The sequence below is a fragment of the Terribacillus sp. AE2B 122 genome, from assembly GCF_902497585.1.
In the GTDB taxonomy this organism is placed as follows: Bacteria; Bacillota; Bacilli; order Bacillales; family Amphibacillaceae; genus Terribacillus; species Terribacillus saccharophilus_A.
Genome location: NZ_LR700946.1, coordinates 117,755 through 133,812 on the forward strand (window position 1 = coordinate 117,755; position 16,058 = coordinate 133,812).

The window sequence follows — 16,058 nt, forward strand, 5'->3', positions numbered from 1 at the left end:
GCGCACGTTTGTTCGCTTGTATATACTGGAAAAGCCCCTTATCAAAGATAAGGAGCTAAACTCCAAGTCCAGATGCGGACATTGGCCAGAATTGGGCATCCACCTTCCCGACAACTTGTTCAATCGGGATGAAGCCAAAAGAGCGGCTATCAAGGCTGTCCCTTCGATTATCACCCATTACGAACAGCATTCCTTCGGGCACTGTCGTTCTCCCGGTAACGTCTTTCAACGTGAAATCATACGTCAGCTGACCATCGACATCATCCTTATACGTTTCCAGATAATGCTCCGGTCTGTATTCACCGTTTACAAACAGTCTGTCATTTCTAACTTCCACTGCATCCCCTGGCATTCCAATGACACGTTTCACATAATCCTCATCCTCTGTTGCGTGAAAAACGATGACATCAAAACGCTGGATACTATCTGCGTCGTTCATGAACTTGTTCACCATCAGGAAGTTACCGTCCTGCAAGGTCGGCTCCATTGACTCCCCTTCCACTCGATAATCCGCAAAGATTAATTCTCTGGAACAGAAGATCAAAAGCACGATGCCGGCAAACAAGAAGAAAAACTTCCAACGTTTTTTCTTTTTCATGCGCCTTCCCCCGGTGTAAGTGTTTTGCAACACTTTACCCCGGCTTGAATAGCTTTAATCCTTATGTGACTGCTCCTGCTTTCCGTTCTTCTTCTTCAATCTTCCTTCTACGTATTTACCTACCGTCCAGAATAGGATGATTGCAACAGCTACAACCACCGTCTTAATCGGGTTTTCTGCAAAGGAAGTCAAACTTTCACCGACGTATGCAATAGAGAAGATCATCAGCGCTTTCCCGAGAAATACCGCCAAAGCGAATTGCTGCACACTGATTCTCGATAATCCTGCGACCACATTGATGATAGCCGAGGGCGAAAATGGAAAGCATAAAAGAATGAATAATGGACCAAAACCATGACGATCCAACCATTCAGTTATTCGCTTTACTTGTTTGTTATGCCGCAGCCAATTGATTATACGTGTATGTCGGTACCGCCGTATCAGCCAGAACACAGTGATTGCTCCAAGCGACGTACCAATCCACGAATATAGGAAGCCCCATAGCAGGCCGTACGCCACAGTGTTCGTCAGTACGAAGACAACAAGCGGCAGAAACGGCAGGAAAGCTTCCAAGTAAGGAAGCAAAATGCCGGGTATAGGACCCAGATTCTCATATCGATCAAGCAGGGACTTCACATAATCGTCCCATGTTCCATTGCGGAACATTTCCATCAAATCGTTCCATCCAAAGCCTAAGACCATCTAACCATTCTCCTATTCCCAGCAAAAACATCTTTTTACTATTCTAAACGAAAAGCCCAAGCATGCAAAGTCTGACAGGATTATCCCTTCTTTTCCTGCATTTGGTTAGTATTTTTTTGAAAATTACCTGTAGTATCCTGTTTTCACTTTGCATACAATAGGGTATACTAGAACATACGTTCGTACTAGGAGGAAAGGCATATGCGTTGTCTTAGTGAGTCGGAATATAAGCTGGGGTCCCGCTTTCTATTTCTATCAATGGCCATTGTTGTCCTGCAGCAGGATATCCGGATTGTAGAAGAAGGAAAGCATAAGATAAAGGCGCATCTGTTACATACATTACAATCGATGGAGAAGCGTGCATTGGAGGAACGACAACAGCTGCGCATTCAGCTTCGTCAGCATAATTTGCAGGTTGTTACAGCAGAGAAAAACGACGCCTTCACCACTTTCCTGTTCATCACGAAGGAGTGTGAGGAAAAGCGGAATTATTTCAATCCAGCGATTCGGAAGAAAGTCGAGGCAATCCTGATGGAGCTTACACAAAAGGCTCCGCAATCTGATCCCCGCCATACTTCCACAAATGCCTGATTCGCTTATCCAGCAGGAATCTGTATTGTGCAGTACGCTGCACCTGATTCATCATCGATCCATACGAAACATCAAGGGTAAGTGTGTAGCCATTCTTGAATATAAGGGTTGTTCGCTGATGCGGGGCGGCTTCAATCCGCTTGATGTGGGAATGAGAAATCCAGGAGCAAGCATGGGAGAGTGGTGAAGAGGTGGGAAAGAAATACATACCGCTGACAGGGTCAATCGATATCGGGGCCTTATGAGTGATTCCGCAGATGTCTTTCACACCTGCCTGTCTTCCTTTTAAACTGCTTCCATAAAACTTGCAGGCCAAATCAATGAATCTGCTCGGAGGGGTGCGAAAAGTAAAACTATCTTCTGTCTCGATTACCTCACAGCCTGGCTGACCGTTTTCGAGGAGCTTCGGAAGTACAGCCATTGTAAGCGGCGTAAGTTCTGCCATGGTTGGATTTTGTTCTATCTGCTGCATCCTGAACTTCCTTTCTGATGCAGGAAAAGAGGGATTGATTCTACAATAGCAAAATTTCAGGCATGAAAACAGGAGAATACCATTTTCTTAATAGAATCCTTACAAAAACAGGTAGAACTCATGCTTCTACCTGTTTTCCTGATAAGATTCTATTGTTTCGATACGCTGCTGGTTAGATGGATGCGTGGAACGCAGCCATTCAAATAGCGGCCAAGGATTCGGATCACCTTTGGAGACCTGCTGCATATTCCGGAACATGTGAATGCCTGCTTCTGTATCAGGTGCGTGTTCCAGCGCATAAGCATCTGCCTGCCGCTCCATTTCTCGCGACACATAAAGTGAAACAGGCTCGCTCGCAAATTGCAGCGAACTAAGGATAAGCAGGAAGAGTGGTACTGCTCTCAGCTGATGAGCACTTATCTGTATTTTAGCCAATAACTTATCTGATAATTTTTTAGTTACCCAAAGGAGGACAAATCCTAGAACCAGAAAACCAGCTGTCCCCCAATACACATGATGCAGCACATAATGACCGATTTCATGGGCGACGATGAACAAAACCTCATCTTGGTCCAATCCGTCGACTGTTGTATCATACAGCACTACACGAGCACTGCCGAACAGTCCTGTTACATATGCATTATACGTTACTGTTTTAGCACTTTTATCTACTTCCAGAAGTGTTGCATCGGGAATTCCTGCCTCACTAGTCAGCTGCTCGATTTCCGTACGCAACTCCCCGTCAGGAAGGTGATAGAAATCCTCATAAAGCGGATCAATCCACATTGGCTGGACATAGACGATGAAAATGGCACTTGGTACAAGCAAGAACCAAAGAAGCATCCACCAGTTTTTTCGGAATCTTTTCATTAGATACTGCGATATCAAAACAACTGCTGTGACAGCCAAATAAAAGAGAAATAAGCTTAGTACGTATTCCCCTGCCCAATCAATGAACGGCTGTACACTGATCTGTGCTTGACGCGCATTCCAATACCCCGCCAATCGGAATGGCAGCTGAACGATACCGTATACGGTAGTCAATAAAAGCATATAGCCGGCAGTTGCGACTAGTTTAGGCAGTCGATTTTCCATGGCAGCAGCGATTTTTTGCAGTTTATCGTTCTTCCAAACCACATAAAGAAACAGCGGCAATAACGGCAGTCTGGAAAAGTAGACGGCATGACCAATACTTGCGTATGTGCTTACATCATCATTCCATTCTGTATAGAAAAACGGAAAGAAAATCCAGATTGCCAAAAGATAGATCATATAAGCAAGAAGTACCCGTTTCATCCGATTCCTCCTGTAAAAAAGAGACGGCCCGGAGGTCGTCTCATAGATAATCAATCAGTACATAAGATCAATAAAGTCATCTTTCTCGATCTTACCTAGGTAGTGGCTTACGTTCACATCCGCTAGTGCTTTTTGAATCGACTCGCGCTCATAACGGACACCTTTCAGTTTTTCTTCAAGCTCCCCGACTTCGCCGACTCCGAAGTAATCACCGAAGACACGGATCTGCTCAATAATACCGCTTTTCACATCCAGACGGACATCAACATTACCTGAAGGGAATTTATGCGTTTGCTGGATATTGAAGCTCGGCGATTTACCGTAGTTCCACTCCCATTTCTGGTATCGTTCTTCACTGATTTTATGGATTGCTTTCCAATCTTCTTCTGTCAGCTTGTAACGCGGTACATCCTTCGTATCTTCTACATCGAAGATATAACGCAGCAGGATTTCCTTAAATTCTTCCATCGGAATTTTGTTATCCATGAATTCTGAGATATTTGCTACACGGCTGCGAATAGATTTGATCCCTTTGGATTCGATTTTCTCTTTCTTCACCTTCAAAGCTGATACAACGTGTTCGATCTCCGAATCGTACATTAGTGTACCGTGACTGAACATCAAACCACGTGTTGAGAATTGTGCATTTCCAGAAATCTTGCGTTCACCGACAAGTAAATCATTTCGGCCTTTTAATTCTGCTGGTACACCGAGTTTGTTCAATGCATCCGTAACCGGCTTTGTGAATTTGGCGAAATCTTGGAAGCTGTCACCGTCATCTTGTGTGATAAAGCTGAAATTTAAATTCCCCATGTCATGGTAAACAGCTCCGCCTCCGGATAAGCGGCGTACAACCTTGATGCCGTTATCGTCAACGTACTTCGTATTTATTTCTTCAATCGTGTTCTGATTCCGGCCGATGATGATGGATGGTTCATTGATATAGAAAAGCAAATATGTATCGTCTTTGCCGAAATTTTTCAGGACATACTCCTCGATCGCAAGGTTGATCCTTGGATCTGTAATACCTTCATTATCGATAAATCGCAAAATAAAGACCCCCAGTGTCAAAAATTGTTTATCCTAGTAATATTCTACCGAATCCTCAGCATGATAGCAATTCAGACAAAACGGGAAGGTTTTACCCTTCCCATGTCAGCCCCTCATATGCTAGTTTTACTTGTCCACTGTAGACACTGCTTGCTTCCTCCAGCAGCTGCCTATGTTCTCCAAAATGCGGCAGATGACTGAGGAAGAGCTTTTTCACACCAGCCTGCTCCGCAATGCCGCCTACCTGCAGACTATTCATATGACCGGCAGATTCTCCATCCTGATGCTGATAAAAATTACAATCGGTTATAAGCAGGTCAGCATCCTTACTGAACTCCGCCCACTCCTCCAAATAACTAGAATCAGCTGTATAAACAATATCGGAGACACCGTCTGAGATACGCATACCATAGCATGGTACTGGATGCTTCGTTTTCATAAATGTTATGGCAAAAGGCCCTATGCTCAGAATTTCATCCGGCTTGTAGCCAATCCCATCGGTAAATTTATGAGTCAAGTTCTTAAAGCCTTCCTCATCTTCTTCGTGACCAAATATCGGCAGCACGTCTTCTGTACCTTTCAAGCTGTTCTGCACTTGCCAAACATGTTGCAGGGCGCCAATATCTGCTATGTGATCCGGATGATAGTGACTTACGACCACCGCATCCAGTTCCTTCGGATCAATAAAAGCTGGCATCCGCGATAACGCACCGCTTCCGCAATCCAAAAGCAAGGAATATCCGTCCTTCTCCACTAAATAACAAGAGCTGGCACTTTCTCTGCCAGGATATGCTCCCCAAAATCCTATTACTGTCAATTTCATACTTTGTGCACCTCTCCTTCTAATCTTACCATTACCGAATTTCCATTAGATAAACCTGATTCCTTTTTCAAGGGTTCTCCAGACAAGAGCTAGTCTCCTCTTTAAATATGTGACATAATATAACAAAAAGAGAAAAAAACGTATATGGGGGATATGTAATGAGACCAGAATTGACAAGAAAAACAAAAGCAGATGCTTTTTTGGATTATTATTGGCTGAAAGAAGAACTTGTCCAATTCTGCCGAGATAATGAACTGCCTGTCTCGGGTTCCAAGATGGAGATTACAGCAAGAATTGAAAGCTTCCTTCTGAATGGTCTCATAGAAAAACCGAAACAAAAACAATCACGCAGAAAGAAGAAATCCAAAGAACCGCTCAGCCGTTCTACCATCATTACGGAAGGCCATCGATGCAGCCAGGACGTAAGAACATTCTTTAAGCAGGAAATCGGAGAGCATTTTCATTTCTCGACTTATATACAAAACTACTTCCGTGCAAACATCGGCAAAACATACGAAGATGCCATCAATGCTTGGCATGAAGAAGAAACCCGCAAGCAGGATCCTGGTTACCAGAAAGATATTGCCCCTCAGTTCGAGTATAACCGATTCATCCGTGAGTTTTTCTCTAAACCTGTAAACAAAGGAAAGACGCGCAGTCAAGCTATCGAGGCTTGGAACAAGAAAAAAAGCAAGCCGTATTCCCATAGTTCCTGACAGCTACAAAAATGATAACTGCTTACATATACAGGAACTTTCCGACAGATACCAAATAAGCTGTCGAGATCAAAAATAATAAATAACAAGTTACAAAAAAAAGCTTCTCCCTTAGGAGAAGCTTTTTTCACGCAAGTAAGCAAGTACGTTTTGAACGGCTTGTTCACCACTATCGATACAATCCGGAATACCAATCCCATCGTATGAACCACCCGCAAGGAATACACCTGGAAGGTTGATGGCCATATTGGCGCGCACATTAGCGACACGCTGCAGATGGCCGACAACGTATTGCGGCATCGCTTTTTTCCAGCGGCTAACCACTGAAAATAGCGGCTTGCTTTTTATTTTCATGATTTTATTCAAATCTTTTAAAGCGATCCGGACGATTTCCTCATCGGATAAATCCACTATACCGCTATCGTCAGGTCTTCCGACGTAGCAGCGGAGCATGACTTTGCCTTCTGGTGTCGTGCCTTCCCACTTTTTATGTGTCCATGTACATGCTGTAATTCGATATTTACTGTTGCGGGAGATCACAAAGCCTGTACCATCGATATCCTTCTTGATAGCAGAAGCATCGAATGTCATCGCAACCGTAGCAACAGATGTCGCCTTCATCTCTTTCAGCTGTTCCATGAAATCATATTGGCTCAGCATACGCTGAACCGCAAAGAAAGGTGAAGCAAGCACTGCAGCGTCGGTTCGGAATACCTCTCCGTTACCGAGCAGCAAGTGATAATGGTCTTCTTTGCGTTCGATATGATCCACACTTGTTTCCAAGTGGACAGTGCCTGGATCAAGCTTTGCTTCCAGACCATCTACCAATGATTGCAATCCGTTCCTCAATGAAAGGAATGCACCTGGAGGCTTCACATCTTTCTTCTGTTTCGGTGGCTTCGGCATCGTCGCCTGCAGTCCTTTAATCACACTTCCATACTGCTGTTCTACTTCATAGAACTTTGGATACGTGGCCATCAGACTTAACTCATCGATTTCACCTGCATATACACCTGATAGAAGCGGCTCAAGCACATTCTCTACCAGTTCATCGCCGAAGCGACGGCGGAAGAATAATCCCATAGATTGATCCTGAGCTTCTTTTCCTTTCGGCAGCATCGGTTCAACACTGATACGCGCTTTCGCCTTAGTAGAAAGCAGACGAGACTGATAAAACGGCTTTAATTCTGTCGGCACACCCATAAAGGCTCGTTTCGGCATTTTATGTAGCTTCTTGCCAGCTAGGATATAGGATTGTCCTGTATTGTTCCGGACAAGATCCTTTTCCATGCCGATGTCATGAATCAGACGAGATGCTGATTCCTTACGCGCTAAAAAGGAATCAGGACCGCGTTCAATCAAGAATCCATCTTTTTTCAGGGTGTCAATCTTTCCACCAAGATGGCTGGAGGCCTCAAACAACTTTACTTCATAATCCAGACGATAGGCGCGAATCTGCTTCTGAAGGTAATAAGCAGTCGTCAGACCGGCAATACCGCCCCCGACGATTGCAATCTGTTTCTTCTCAGCCATGACGCTCAACTCGCGCTTGCTGCTCCAATACCACCTTCGCCAATGTATCAATGAACTGCTGGTCCGTGTTCGGCATTGCCGGACGATAGTATTTTGCGCCTAATTCGTCACAAACAACCTTACATTCATAGTCATTATCATAAAGTACTTCCAAGTGGTCCGCAATGAAGCCGACTGGTGCATAAACGAAAGAACGATAGCCTTTTTTCTCGTAAAGCTCACGAGTAAGATCTTGTACATCCGGTCCAAGCCATGGATCTGGTGTATTACCTTCACTCTGCCAGCCAAGCTCCACATTCTTGATGCCTGTCTGTTCTTGGATCAAATCTGCTGTACGTTTCAGTTGATCTGGGTATGGATCTCCATTTTGAAGGATTTTCTCCGGAAGACTATGCGCAGATACGATCAGCGCTGCTTTATCACGCTCTTCCTTGTCCATGCCAGCGAAGATTTCAGAAATATTATCTGACCAATATTTGATGAAACCTGGTTCGTCGTACCAGCTTTCTACAGACGTAATTTGAAGATTTCCAGCTTCTGCAGCGGCTTTATGCGCACGCTCGTTGTAGGATTTTACACTGAATGTGCTGTAATGCGGTGCCAATACAAGTGAGATAGCTTCTGTAATACCGTCTTTTGCCATTTCAGCAACACCGTCTTCAATGGAAGGCTCAATATGCTTTAGGCCAAGATAAGCTTTGAATTCGATAGCATCCTGAGAGCTATTTAAAGCTGCTTCAATTGCATCAGCTTGTTCCTTCGTAATGCGTGCAAGCGGAGAAATACCGCCGATTGCTTTATATCGGCTAGTTAAATCCTCCAGCATTTCCGGTGTAGGCTTACGTCCATGCCGGATATCAGTATAATAACGTTCAATGTCTTCTTCTTTATAAGGCGTGCCGTACGCCATAACTAGTAAACCAACCTTTTTCTTTGTCATGTCTTACACCTCGGGTTATAAAATTGAGTTTTGTTTAGCGGAATACGAATGGATGAAGGCAGTCAGCTTCTTCAGCACACTTGGGCTTATTTCCGGCGTTACACCGTGGCCAAGGTTAAACACATGCGGTCCAGCTTCCCGGCCTTGATCCAGAATCGATTTAGCCCTCTCTTCCAGCACACTCCAATCACTTGTAAGGAATGCTGGGTCAAGATTGCCTTGAAGCGTCTTTGTAATACCCTTATCTCTTGCTTCCTTAATGGAAAGTCTCCAGTCAAGTCCGATGACATCCACCGGCAGATCATTCCATTCCATGATCAGATGACTTGCTCCTACACCGAATAGGATAAGCGGAACATTTGTTTCACGCAGTTCGTTGAATATACGCTCCATTGTCGGTTTGATGTACATACGGTAATCCGCTGCATTCAAAGCCCCTACCCATGAATCGAAAATCTGAATAGCTGATGCTCCGGCTGCCACTTGCGCTTTCGCATAAGTGATAGATACTTCTGCAAGCTTATCCATCAATGCGAACCATGCAGCAGGATCACTATACATAAGTGACTTTGTCTTATGATAGTTTCTGGATGGTCCGCCTTCAATCATGTAGCTAGCCAATGTAAACGGCGCACCAGAAAAACCAATCAACGGTATTTCCAGCTGTTCCTCTGTCAGGAGCTTGATCGTGTCCAGAATGTATGGAACGTCACGCTTTGGATCTAGGGTGCCAAGCTTCTCTACATCCTGAATGCTGCGGATAGGGTTGGCGATCACCGGACCGATTCCTGACTTGATATCAACATCCACGCCAATGCCTGGCAGTGGTGTCATGATATCTTTATATAAAATTGCTGCATCGACATTATACTGTTCGACCGGAAGTCTTGTCACATAGGCCGCAAGCTCAGGCTGATGGGTAATTTCAAACAGAGAATATTTCTCTTTGAGTTCGCGGTATTCTTTTTGCGATCTCCCTGCTTGGCGCATATACCACACCGGCGTGTAATCCGTTGCTTCCCCACGAAATGCACGCAGTATTGTATCGTTTTTGATGTTAGGCATAATCGTTCTCCTTCGTCTCCTCATTATCCGTTCCCACTATACGAAATTTCATGAGTATTTGTATAGCATTTGACTCATAAAAACCCCATTTTTTGATGAATTGTGTCAGAGTCGTGAAAATCGTCAGAATCCGAATCCGGATAGGACGGTATGGTTGGATTCAGCGCCGCTTTCATCTGTCAGCGGATTGAATGGAACTACATAATAAGTGGCGTCTTTCAGCGGATTAACTTTATCCACTGTAAAGGATCCTTTCCCTTGCACTTCCCCGATTTTCTCTGCACCATCGTTTGTTTCTTTGTAAATATGATAGATGATTCGCTTGTCATCACTTGCTGTCCAAGTCAAATCAGCATTAACGATCCGAAGGCCACCGAATCCATATGAGATAGAAGCATCCGTAATTGTCGGCAATTCAACTGGTCCACCAATATCTTCTGCATTTTCCGGCTTCTCGAAGCTCGTCGACATGGTCCGATATTGGGAAACTTGCCGCAAAATTGATTTCGTGAGGGCAGTAGGCATTGAACTGCCGCTCTCCAGATAGTTTTCATCGTTCGTTTTGTCATAACCCATCCAGCTAACTGCGACATATTCTGGTGTGTATCCAGCGAACCAGGCATCCTTATCTGCATCATCTACAGTCGGATGCTGTGTCGTTCCTGTCTTTCCAGCCAATGCTCCATAGTAGGTACCAGCAGTTCCGGTACCGCCAGTAATGACTCCTTGCAGCATGCGTGTCATATCCCAGGCAGTCTGTTCCGAGAATACGTCTTCTGTTTGCGGTTCTGCTTTGAAGGCAGCTTCCCCGTTTCGGTCATAAATTGCGTTAATGGACTGAGATTCGATCCACTGTCCTTCATGGGCGAAGGTTCGGAAGCCTTCCGCGATTTGCAGCGGTGTCAACCCTTCCTTCAAGCCGCCAAGGGCAATCGACAGACCTTTGTCGTCCGGCAATTCGATATGCATTTTCTCTAAATACGATTTGCTTGTTTTGATGCCGGTTTGATCAAGCAGCCAAACAGCTGTCGTATTCTTCGATTCCTGCACGGCCTCATACATCGTGATATCGCCCTCATACTGATCGTTGTGGTTAGATACAGTGTACTTTCCATCGTTATATGTCTTTTTCTCATCCGGCAGCTCACTATACGCATTGTAATCCCCACTATCCAATGCTGGCCCATAGACCGCGAGCGGCTTCATGACCGATCCCGGCTGTCTCTGCACTGTCACACGGTTTATGTCCCCGTATTGGAATTCACGCGCCCCGACAGCTGCTACGATTTTACCGGAATTCTGGTCAAGCATGACAAAGGCACCTTCAATGCTATCTGTCGAGCCATCGAAATACGTATCTTCCTGCATCGTATTATAAGCTGTGCGCTGGATATCTTCATCCACATTCACCACAATCCGGTAACCGCCTGTACGCAGATTTTCCAAAGATAAATCATATTTCTCCTGTGCTTCTTCTGCTACCAAATCGATATAGCTTTCAATCCAAGGACGCTCTTGCTCCTCTTCCGGTTGAGTCACACCAAGTTCCTCCGCTTGAGCAGCTTCCTTCTCTTCGGCTGTGATATAGCCTTGCTCCTCCATTTCATCCAGCACGAGATTACGTCTTTCTTTCGCCAGATCTGGATTATTATTCGGCGAGTACGTATTCGGTGCTTTTGACAGTGCCGCAAGCATTGCACTTTCCGAAAGAGTCAGATCGCTCGCACTCTTATTGAAGTAATAATTAGCAGCGGACTCAATTCCATAAAGACCGTGCGCAAAATAAATTTCATTCAGATAATATTCGAGGATCTGCTTCTTCGTGTACTGTTTCTCCAAGTAAATAGCAGCCATCGCTTCCTTCGCTTTCCGGGTGAAGGTCTTATCATTTTTGAAAAAGAGATTTTTGGCGGTCTGCTGTGTAATCGTACTTCCGCCCTCCACTTTACTCATCGCCAGAATATCACGGTATAAAGCTCGTGCTGTCGCCCTAAGATCGATACCATGGTGCTTATAGAACCGAGCGTCTTCTATGGAAACAAAAGCGTTTTTCACATGTTCGGAAATCTCATCGAATTTGACAGGTTCCCGGTTTTCTTCATAGAATTCCGCAATTACTTCTCCATCTTGATTCTCGACTGTTGAAGCAGCCTTCAATGTCAAATCATCTTTATCAATTACGAGTCTTCCCCCGAAAAATAACAGGATATAGACAGCAGTTATGCCCGCCAATATGATACCAGTCCCGAGGAGATATAGAGTCTTCCTGCGCATCCTTTTATGCTGCTTAAGTTCTGATCGTTTCATAACGTTTCTTTCACCTCTTACGAATCCCCCATGTTCATTCTATAACCTTTATTATACGACAAAAAATGCCATTTACCCATCTTTCTATCGATTGGAGTCCTAGCTTGCATTACACTATGCGTAATTGCTACACTGACTGTAACATACTGCCAGGAGGTTGAATACAAATGACCGCACACTTCACCAGTGGTACGACTGAATTCCTTCGCCAGCTGAAGGCAAAAGAACAAGCAAAAATCTGGGTGTTCGAAGGGGCCGAGGGCGCTCTGGCTTATACAGAGGAACCAGATGCAGCAAACTTTACAACACCTCGTACATATGAACGAGTAACCGGTACAGGCGACCTTCCTGATGAAGGTTATATCGCAATTAATAACATTCCCGTTACAGACGAAGGTCGCCCGATATTTGAAGATGTATTCAAACGTCGAGCAGGCAAAATCGATCAAACACCCGGTTTTAAAGCGCTCCGCGTGCTTCGTCCTAAATCTGGAAACACATATCTTGTGCTGACAGCATGGGAATCCAAGCAGCATTTTGAAGATTGGAAAACATCAGAAGCTTTCCAGCATGCGCATAAGAAAGATGCCGATCAGCCTAAAAAACCGCCATTCAGCGGCGGACCTGCATATGTCACCACTTATCATATCGACAACGAATAAAGAAAAGGGCCTGTCCGATTAACGGACAGGCCCTTTTCTGCCTAATCAGTAGGCGCGCACCTTTTCTCTTTTCCCTAGCTTATACTGCAGCCATTTATATAACAAAATCCAAATGACAAGAAAGATCAGCCCATAAGCAAAGCCAGCCAGCACATCAGTCAAATAGTGGACCCTGAGAACATAGCGGCTAAACCCAACCAGCAGGACAATAAGTACCGCCAAGGATGCAGCAATATACCGCTTACTGCCTTTGAGATAATGCCAAAGGAAATAAAGGATGATGCCATATGTAATAAAGGACACCATCGAATGACCCGATGGGAAGCTAAATCCCTCGCCATCCACTAATGCCAGAATGGTCGGACGTTCCCTTTCTACCAATTGTTTAATGAGAAAATTGAACTGATAACCTAGGGCTGTAGCAGTAAATACAATACCTGCTCCAATTAAATCTCGTTTCCCTGCTGCCAGGTATAAACCAAATAAAAATGCAAGCACACTTAGAATGATGCTCGATCCCAGCTCGGTAATCCAACGGAATACATCATACCAAAATGTCTCCTGCAAGGATTCCGCAAAAGGGGCTGTCCATTGATCCAGCAGCGGATCTGTGTGCAGTCTGACGTCAATTGTAAATATAGTTGCTACGATAATTGCAATCGTAAATAGCACTATATATCTTTTTCTATGCGGGAGTTCCATCTTTTCACCTCTGATTGATTGTACTATGGCACTTGTTTAGAAAACAAACACCTGGGGAATATACCTTACAGATAGCCAATCAGAAAGGATGATAAACATGGCAGACAATGTTAGAAAAATTAAAGATGACTCTCAACTACAGGAATTGATTGATGGCTTGAACGTAGACTTGGCAAATGAATATGCCGCTTCCATCATGTATACAACATACAGCTCCGCTGTTTCAGGCCTATATCGTGCGTATCTAAAACCATTTTTCGAGGATGAAATTACGGATGAAATCGGTCATGCAAAATATTTAGCAGATAAGATTGTAACACTCGGCGGCCTACCAACCACTGTTCCAGCTGAAGTACCGTATCATACTGATGTAAAGAAAATGCTAACAGAAGCACGAGATGCGGAACAGGATACGATTGACCGTTATGAAAAACGCAGAAAGCAGGCTGAAGATCTTAACTTGACAGAGCTTGCAACTAAGCTGGAAGATTTAATTTCGGATGAGACGAATCACCGTGACGAACTCAACCGTCTTTTGAGTGACTCTCGCCTATAATTATTAAACCCATAACCAAATGGTTATGGGTTTTTCTATGCATTTTTCTGAATAAACCAATAATTATTAACAAGAAATATGCTATACTGGTCTTATTTCATAATTAATAAGGAGGCTGGTGCAGTATGCTAGAGAAATTATTCACCAAAGTAGATGAACTTTATGAAGACATGGTTGCGACAAGAAGATACCTTCATCAGCATCCAGAACTGTCCTTTAAAGAAGAAAAGACAGCTGCGTACATTGCAAATACATATGAGGAACTTGGTATTCCCTACGAAAAGAATGTCGGAGGTAACGGTGTAGTTGCCACTCTCCAAGGCGGAAAACCTGGTAAGAAGATTGCTTTGCGAGCGGATTTCGATGCGTTGCCAATCCAAGAAGAAAATGATGTCCCTTATAAATCCACAGTACCAAATGTTATGCATGCATGCGGTCATGATGGACATACAGCAACACTGCTTGGCATTGCCAAAGCAGCCAAAGCATTACAGGACGAACTACCAGGAACGCTTGTTTTCGTCCACCAGCATGCAGAAGAATATGCACCAGGCGGAGCAAAGCCGATTATTGAAACTGGTATCCTTGATGATGTGGATGCTGTATTCGGAACTCACCTCTGGTCGAACACGCCGCTTGGCACAATTGAAACTGCAGATAAAGAATTCATGGCAGGAGCAGATCGCTTCGAAATTGAAATCATCGGCAAAGGCGGACACGGAGCACAGCCACACCAGACGAAGGATGCCGTTCTAATCGGATCTCAAGTCGTAACAGCACTTCAGCAAATTATCAGCCGCCGCTTGGATCCATTGTCTACTGCTGTCATCACCGTAGGTACTTTCGAGGCTGGCGCAGCATTCAACGTAGTTGCCGGAACAGCGAAGCTGACAGGAACAGTTCGTACATTCGATACTGCTGTACAGGAACAGATTAAAATAGAAATCGAAAATGTATTAAAAGGTATTACAATTGCTAATGATGCAGACTACACGTATGACTATATTGAAGGATATCCACCAGTAATCAACCACCCTGCTGAAGCACAATTGGTACTTGATGCTTCGAAGCAAGTTGCAGAAGTTCAGGAAGCGAACAAGGTGCTGCCTACGATGACTGGCGAGGATTTCTCTTATTATCTGCATGACAAACCGGGAGCTTTTTTCTTCACCGGCGCTAAGAAAGAAGATCATTATTATCCGCACCACCATCCGAAATTCGATTTTGATGAAAGAGCAATGAGCATCGCCGCTAAGACATTACTCAGCGCGTGTATTGCTTACCAATAAAAAAGATCAGCGTGATTTTTCACGCTGATCTTTTTTTATGTTAACATGCGGATCCGATATGCATGCATGGCAGCTGTACCTAACTGTTCGAGAAACTTGCCGTTGATAATGGCTCCGACGAAGGCTCCGACACCCGGCAGCATCTGTATCATTTTGATTAAATCAATATGATCACGATATTCCTGCTGGAGCACCCTCCAATTCACATCTTCGATTGCGCCGGTAACATTATTCCAATGACGGATTTCTTCCCACAGCTTGACCCTCGTTTCACTGCTTGAGAAAGTAGCACTGAAAATTTGCAGCAGGAAAACACGTTCGCTGAATGCCGTAACATCAAAACCATAAATTCTGCCAATATCAAATAAGCATTTCATCTTGATGCTAAGAAGAAGCGGAAAATCGGCCATACCTAAAATAATACCTCCAGCACCAGTGCCGGCACCTTCCAATCTTGCTGTTGTTTTATAACGATTGATGACCTTCCGAACTTCTTTCTCACGTTGCTCAAAACTCCATTTATGATCGATCTTAATTGGGTAGATGTAGTTAGAAGACGTCAGGCTGAGTTCTATCATTTGACGAATAGCTGTTGTAATTGTGGTGTGCACAGCTGCCGGAATTTTATCGGTGATTGTATCCTGTGTACCTTTAGAAAGCCGCTGAAACTTGCCGCCGCGCCGCTGAAGGGAATGATAATAAAACATCGCTTCCTTCAGTTTTCTTACCTTATAATAGTCTTCCTCCATCTGAATC

At 44.3% G+C, this 16,058-nt stretch carries 17 protein-coding genes; 5 read left to right on the forward strand and 12 right to left on the reverse strand.

The features are described from left to right. Positions 1–55: 55 nt before the first annotated feature. Both lepB and AE2B122_RS13010 read right to left on the reverse strand, forming a co-directional pair. A complete protein-coding gene (lepB, locus tag AE2B122_RS13005; protein WP_095219494.1) occupies positions 56–598 on the reverse strand; it encodes a signal peptidase I in 543 nt (180 codons plus the stop codon). 54 nt (positions 599–652) lie between these two features. Then, entirely contained in the window at positions 653–1,300 is a 648-nt protein-coding gene (locus tag AE2B122_RS13010) for a TVP38/TMEM64 family protein (RefSeq protein WP_095219495.1), read from the reverse strand. A gap of 201 nt (positions 1,301–1,501) precedes the next feature. On the opposite strand from AE2B122_RS13010, the gene AE2B122_RS13015 reads away from it, so the two are divergent. Beyond that, on the forward strand, positions 1,502–1,891 hold the full coding sequence (locus AE2B122_RS13015; RefSeq protein ID WP_095219496.1) for a hypothetical protein: 390 nt from the start codon (positions 1,502–1,504) through the stop codon (positions 1,889–1,891). Here the strand turns inward: AE2B122_RS13015 and AE2B122_RS13020 are convergent. The 4 genes from AE2B122_RS13020 to AE2B122_RS13035 form a co-directional block, all read right to left on the reverse strand. Further along, positions 1,839–2,363 carry a competence protein ComK gene (locus tag AE2B122_RS13020; RefSeq protein ID WP_095219497.1) on the reverse strand — a complete coding sequence of 175 codons (525 nt, stop codon included), beginning with the start codon at positions 2,361–2,363 and terminating at the stop codon, positions 1,839–1,841. The genes AE2B122_RS13015 and AE2B122_RS13020 overlap by 53 nt on opposite strands. Positions 2,364–2,489: 126 nt before the next feature. Then, positions 2,490–3,659, reverse strand: coding sequence for a M48 family metalloprotease (locus tag AE2B122_RS13025; protein WP_175074360.1), 1,170 nt, complete (start codon positions 3,657–3,659; stop codon positions 2,490–2,492). A 54-nt stretch (positions 3,660–3,713) separates the two neighbouring features. Continuing rightward, positions 3,714–4,709, reverse strand: coding sequence for a lipoate--protein ligase (locus AE2B122_RS13030; RefSeq protein ID WP_095219499.1), 996 nt, complete (start codon positions 4,707–4,709; stop codon positions 3,714–3,716). Between the two features lie 91 nt (positions 4,710–4,800). Continuing rightward, positions 4,801–5,532, reverse strand: a complete 732-nt coding sequence (locus tag AE2B122_RS13035) for an MBL fold metallo-hydrolase (RefSeq protein ID WP_175074361.1) — start codon at positions 5,530–5,532, stop codon at positions 4,801–4,803. Positions 5,533–5,690: 158 nt separating this feature from the next. On the opposite strand from AE2B122_RS13035, the gene AE2B122_RS13040 reads away from it, so the two are divergent. After that, the gene (locus AE2B122_RS13040; protein WP_095219501.1) at positions 5,691–6,248 is read left to right on the forward strand and encodes a DUF6434 domain-containing protein; all 558 of its coding nucleotides are present in this window, start codon (positions 5,691–5,693) and stop codon (positions 6,246–6,248) included. A 111-nt stretch (positions 6,249–6,359) separates the two neighbouring features. Here the strand turns inward: AE2B122_RS13040 and hemY are convergent, their stop codons facing one another. The 4 genes from hemY to AE2B122_RS13060 all read right to left on the reverse strand — a co-directional run bounded on the left by hemY (position 6,360) and on the right by AE2B122_RS13060 (position 12,093). Then, positions 6,360–7,781, reverse strand: coding sequence for a protoporphyrinogen oxidase (gene hemY, locus AE2B122_RS13045; RefSeq protein WP_175074362.1), 1,422 nt, complete (start codon positions 7,779–7,781; stop codon positions 6,360–6,362). Next, positions 7,774–8,721 carry a ferrochelatase gene (gene hemH / locus AE2B122_RS13050; RefSeq protein ID WP_095229847.1) on the reverse strand — a complete coding sequence of 316 codons (948 nt, stop codon included), beginning with the start codon at positions 8,719–8,721 and terminating at the stop codon, positions 7,774–7,776. The genes hemY and hemH overlap by 8 nt, the downstream gene beginning before the upstream one ends. Positions 8,722–8,736: 15 nt before the next feature. Beyond that, positions 8,737–9,786: a uroporphyrinogen decarboxylase gene (gene hemE, locus AE2B122_RS13055; protein WP_175074363.1), complete on the reverse strand. Its 1,050-nt coding sequence runs from the start codon at positions 9,784–9,786 to the stop codon at positions 8,737–8,739. Positions 9,787–9,909: 123 nt separating this feature from the next. Then, entirely contained in the window at positions 9,910–12,093 is a 2,184-nt protein-coding gene (locus tag AE2B122_RS13060) for a transglycosylase domain-containing protein (protein WP_175074364.1), read from the reverse strand. Positions 12,094–12,260: 167 nt separating this feature from the next. On the opposite strand from AE2B122_RS13060, the gene AE2B122_RS13065 reads away from it, so the two are divergent. Then, positions 12,261–12,755, forward strand: a complete 495-nt coding sequence (locus AE2B122_RS13065) for an antibiotic biosynthesis monooxygenase (RefSeq protein WP_175074365.1) — start codon at positions 12,261–12,263, stop codon at positions 12,753–12,755. A 45-nt stretch (positions 12,756–12,800) separates the two neighbouring features. Here AE2B122_RS13065 and AE2B122_RS13070 read toward each other — a convergent pair whose 3' ends face one another. Next, entirely contained in the window at positions 12,801–13,457 is a 657-nt protein-coding gene (locus AE2B122_RS13070) for a phosphatase PAP2 family protein (protein ID WP_175074366.1), read from the reverse strand. 97 nt (positions 13,458–13,554) lie between these two features. Here AE2B122_RS13070 and AE2B122_RS13075 point away from each other — a divergent pair, with 97 nt between their 5' ends. Both AE2B122_RS13075 and AE2B122_RS13080 read left to right on the forward strand, forming a co-directional pair. Further along, a complete protein-coding gene (locus AE2B122_RS13075) occupies positions 13,555–14,013 on the forward strand; it encodes a ferritin-like domain-containing protein (protein ID WP_175074367.1) in 459 nt (152 codons plus the stop codon). 125 nt (positions 14,014–14,138) lie between these two features. After that, complete coding sequence (locus tag AE2B122_RS13080) at positions 14,139–15,302, forward strand: M20 family metallopeptidase (protein WP_175074368.1); 1,164 nt, start codon at positions 14,139–14,141, stop codon at positions 15,300–15,302. Positions 15,303–15,337: 35 nt separating this feature from the next. Here AE2B122_RS13080 and AE2B122_RS13085 read toward each other — a convergent pair whose 3' ends face one another. Further along, a complete protein-coding gene (locus tag AE2B122_RS13085; RefSeq protein WP_095219509.1) occupies positions 15,338–16,051 on the reverse strand; it encodes an EcsC family protein in 714 nt (237 codons plus the stop codon). Between the last annotated feature and the right edge of the window lie 7 nt (positions 16,052–16,058).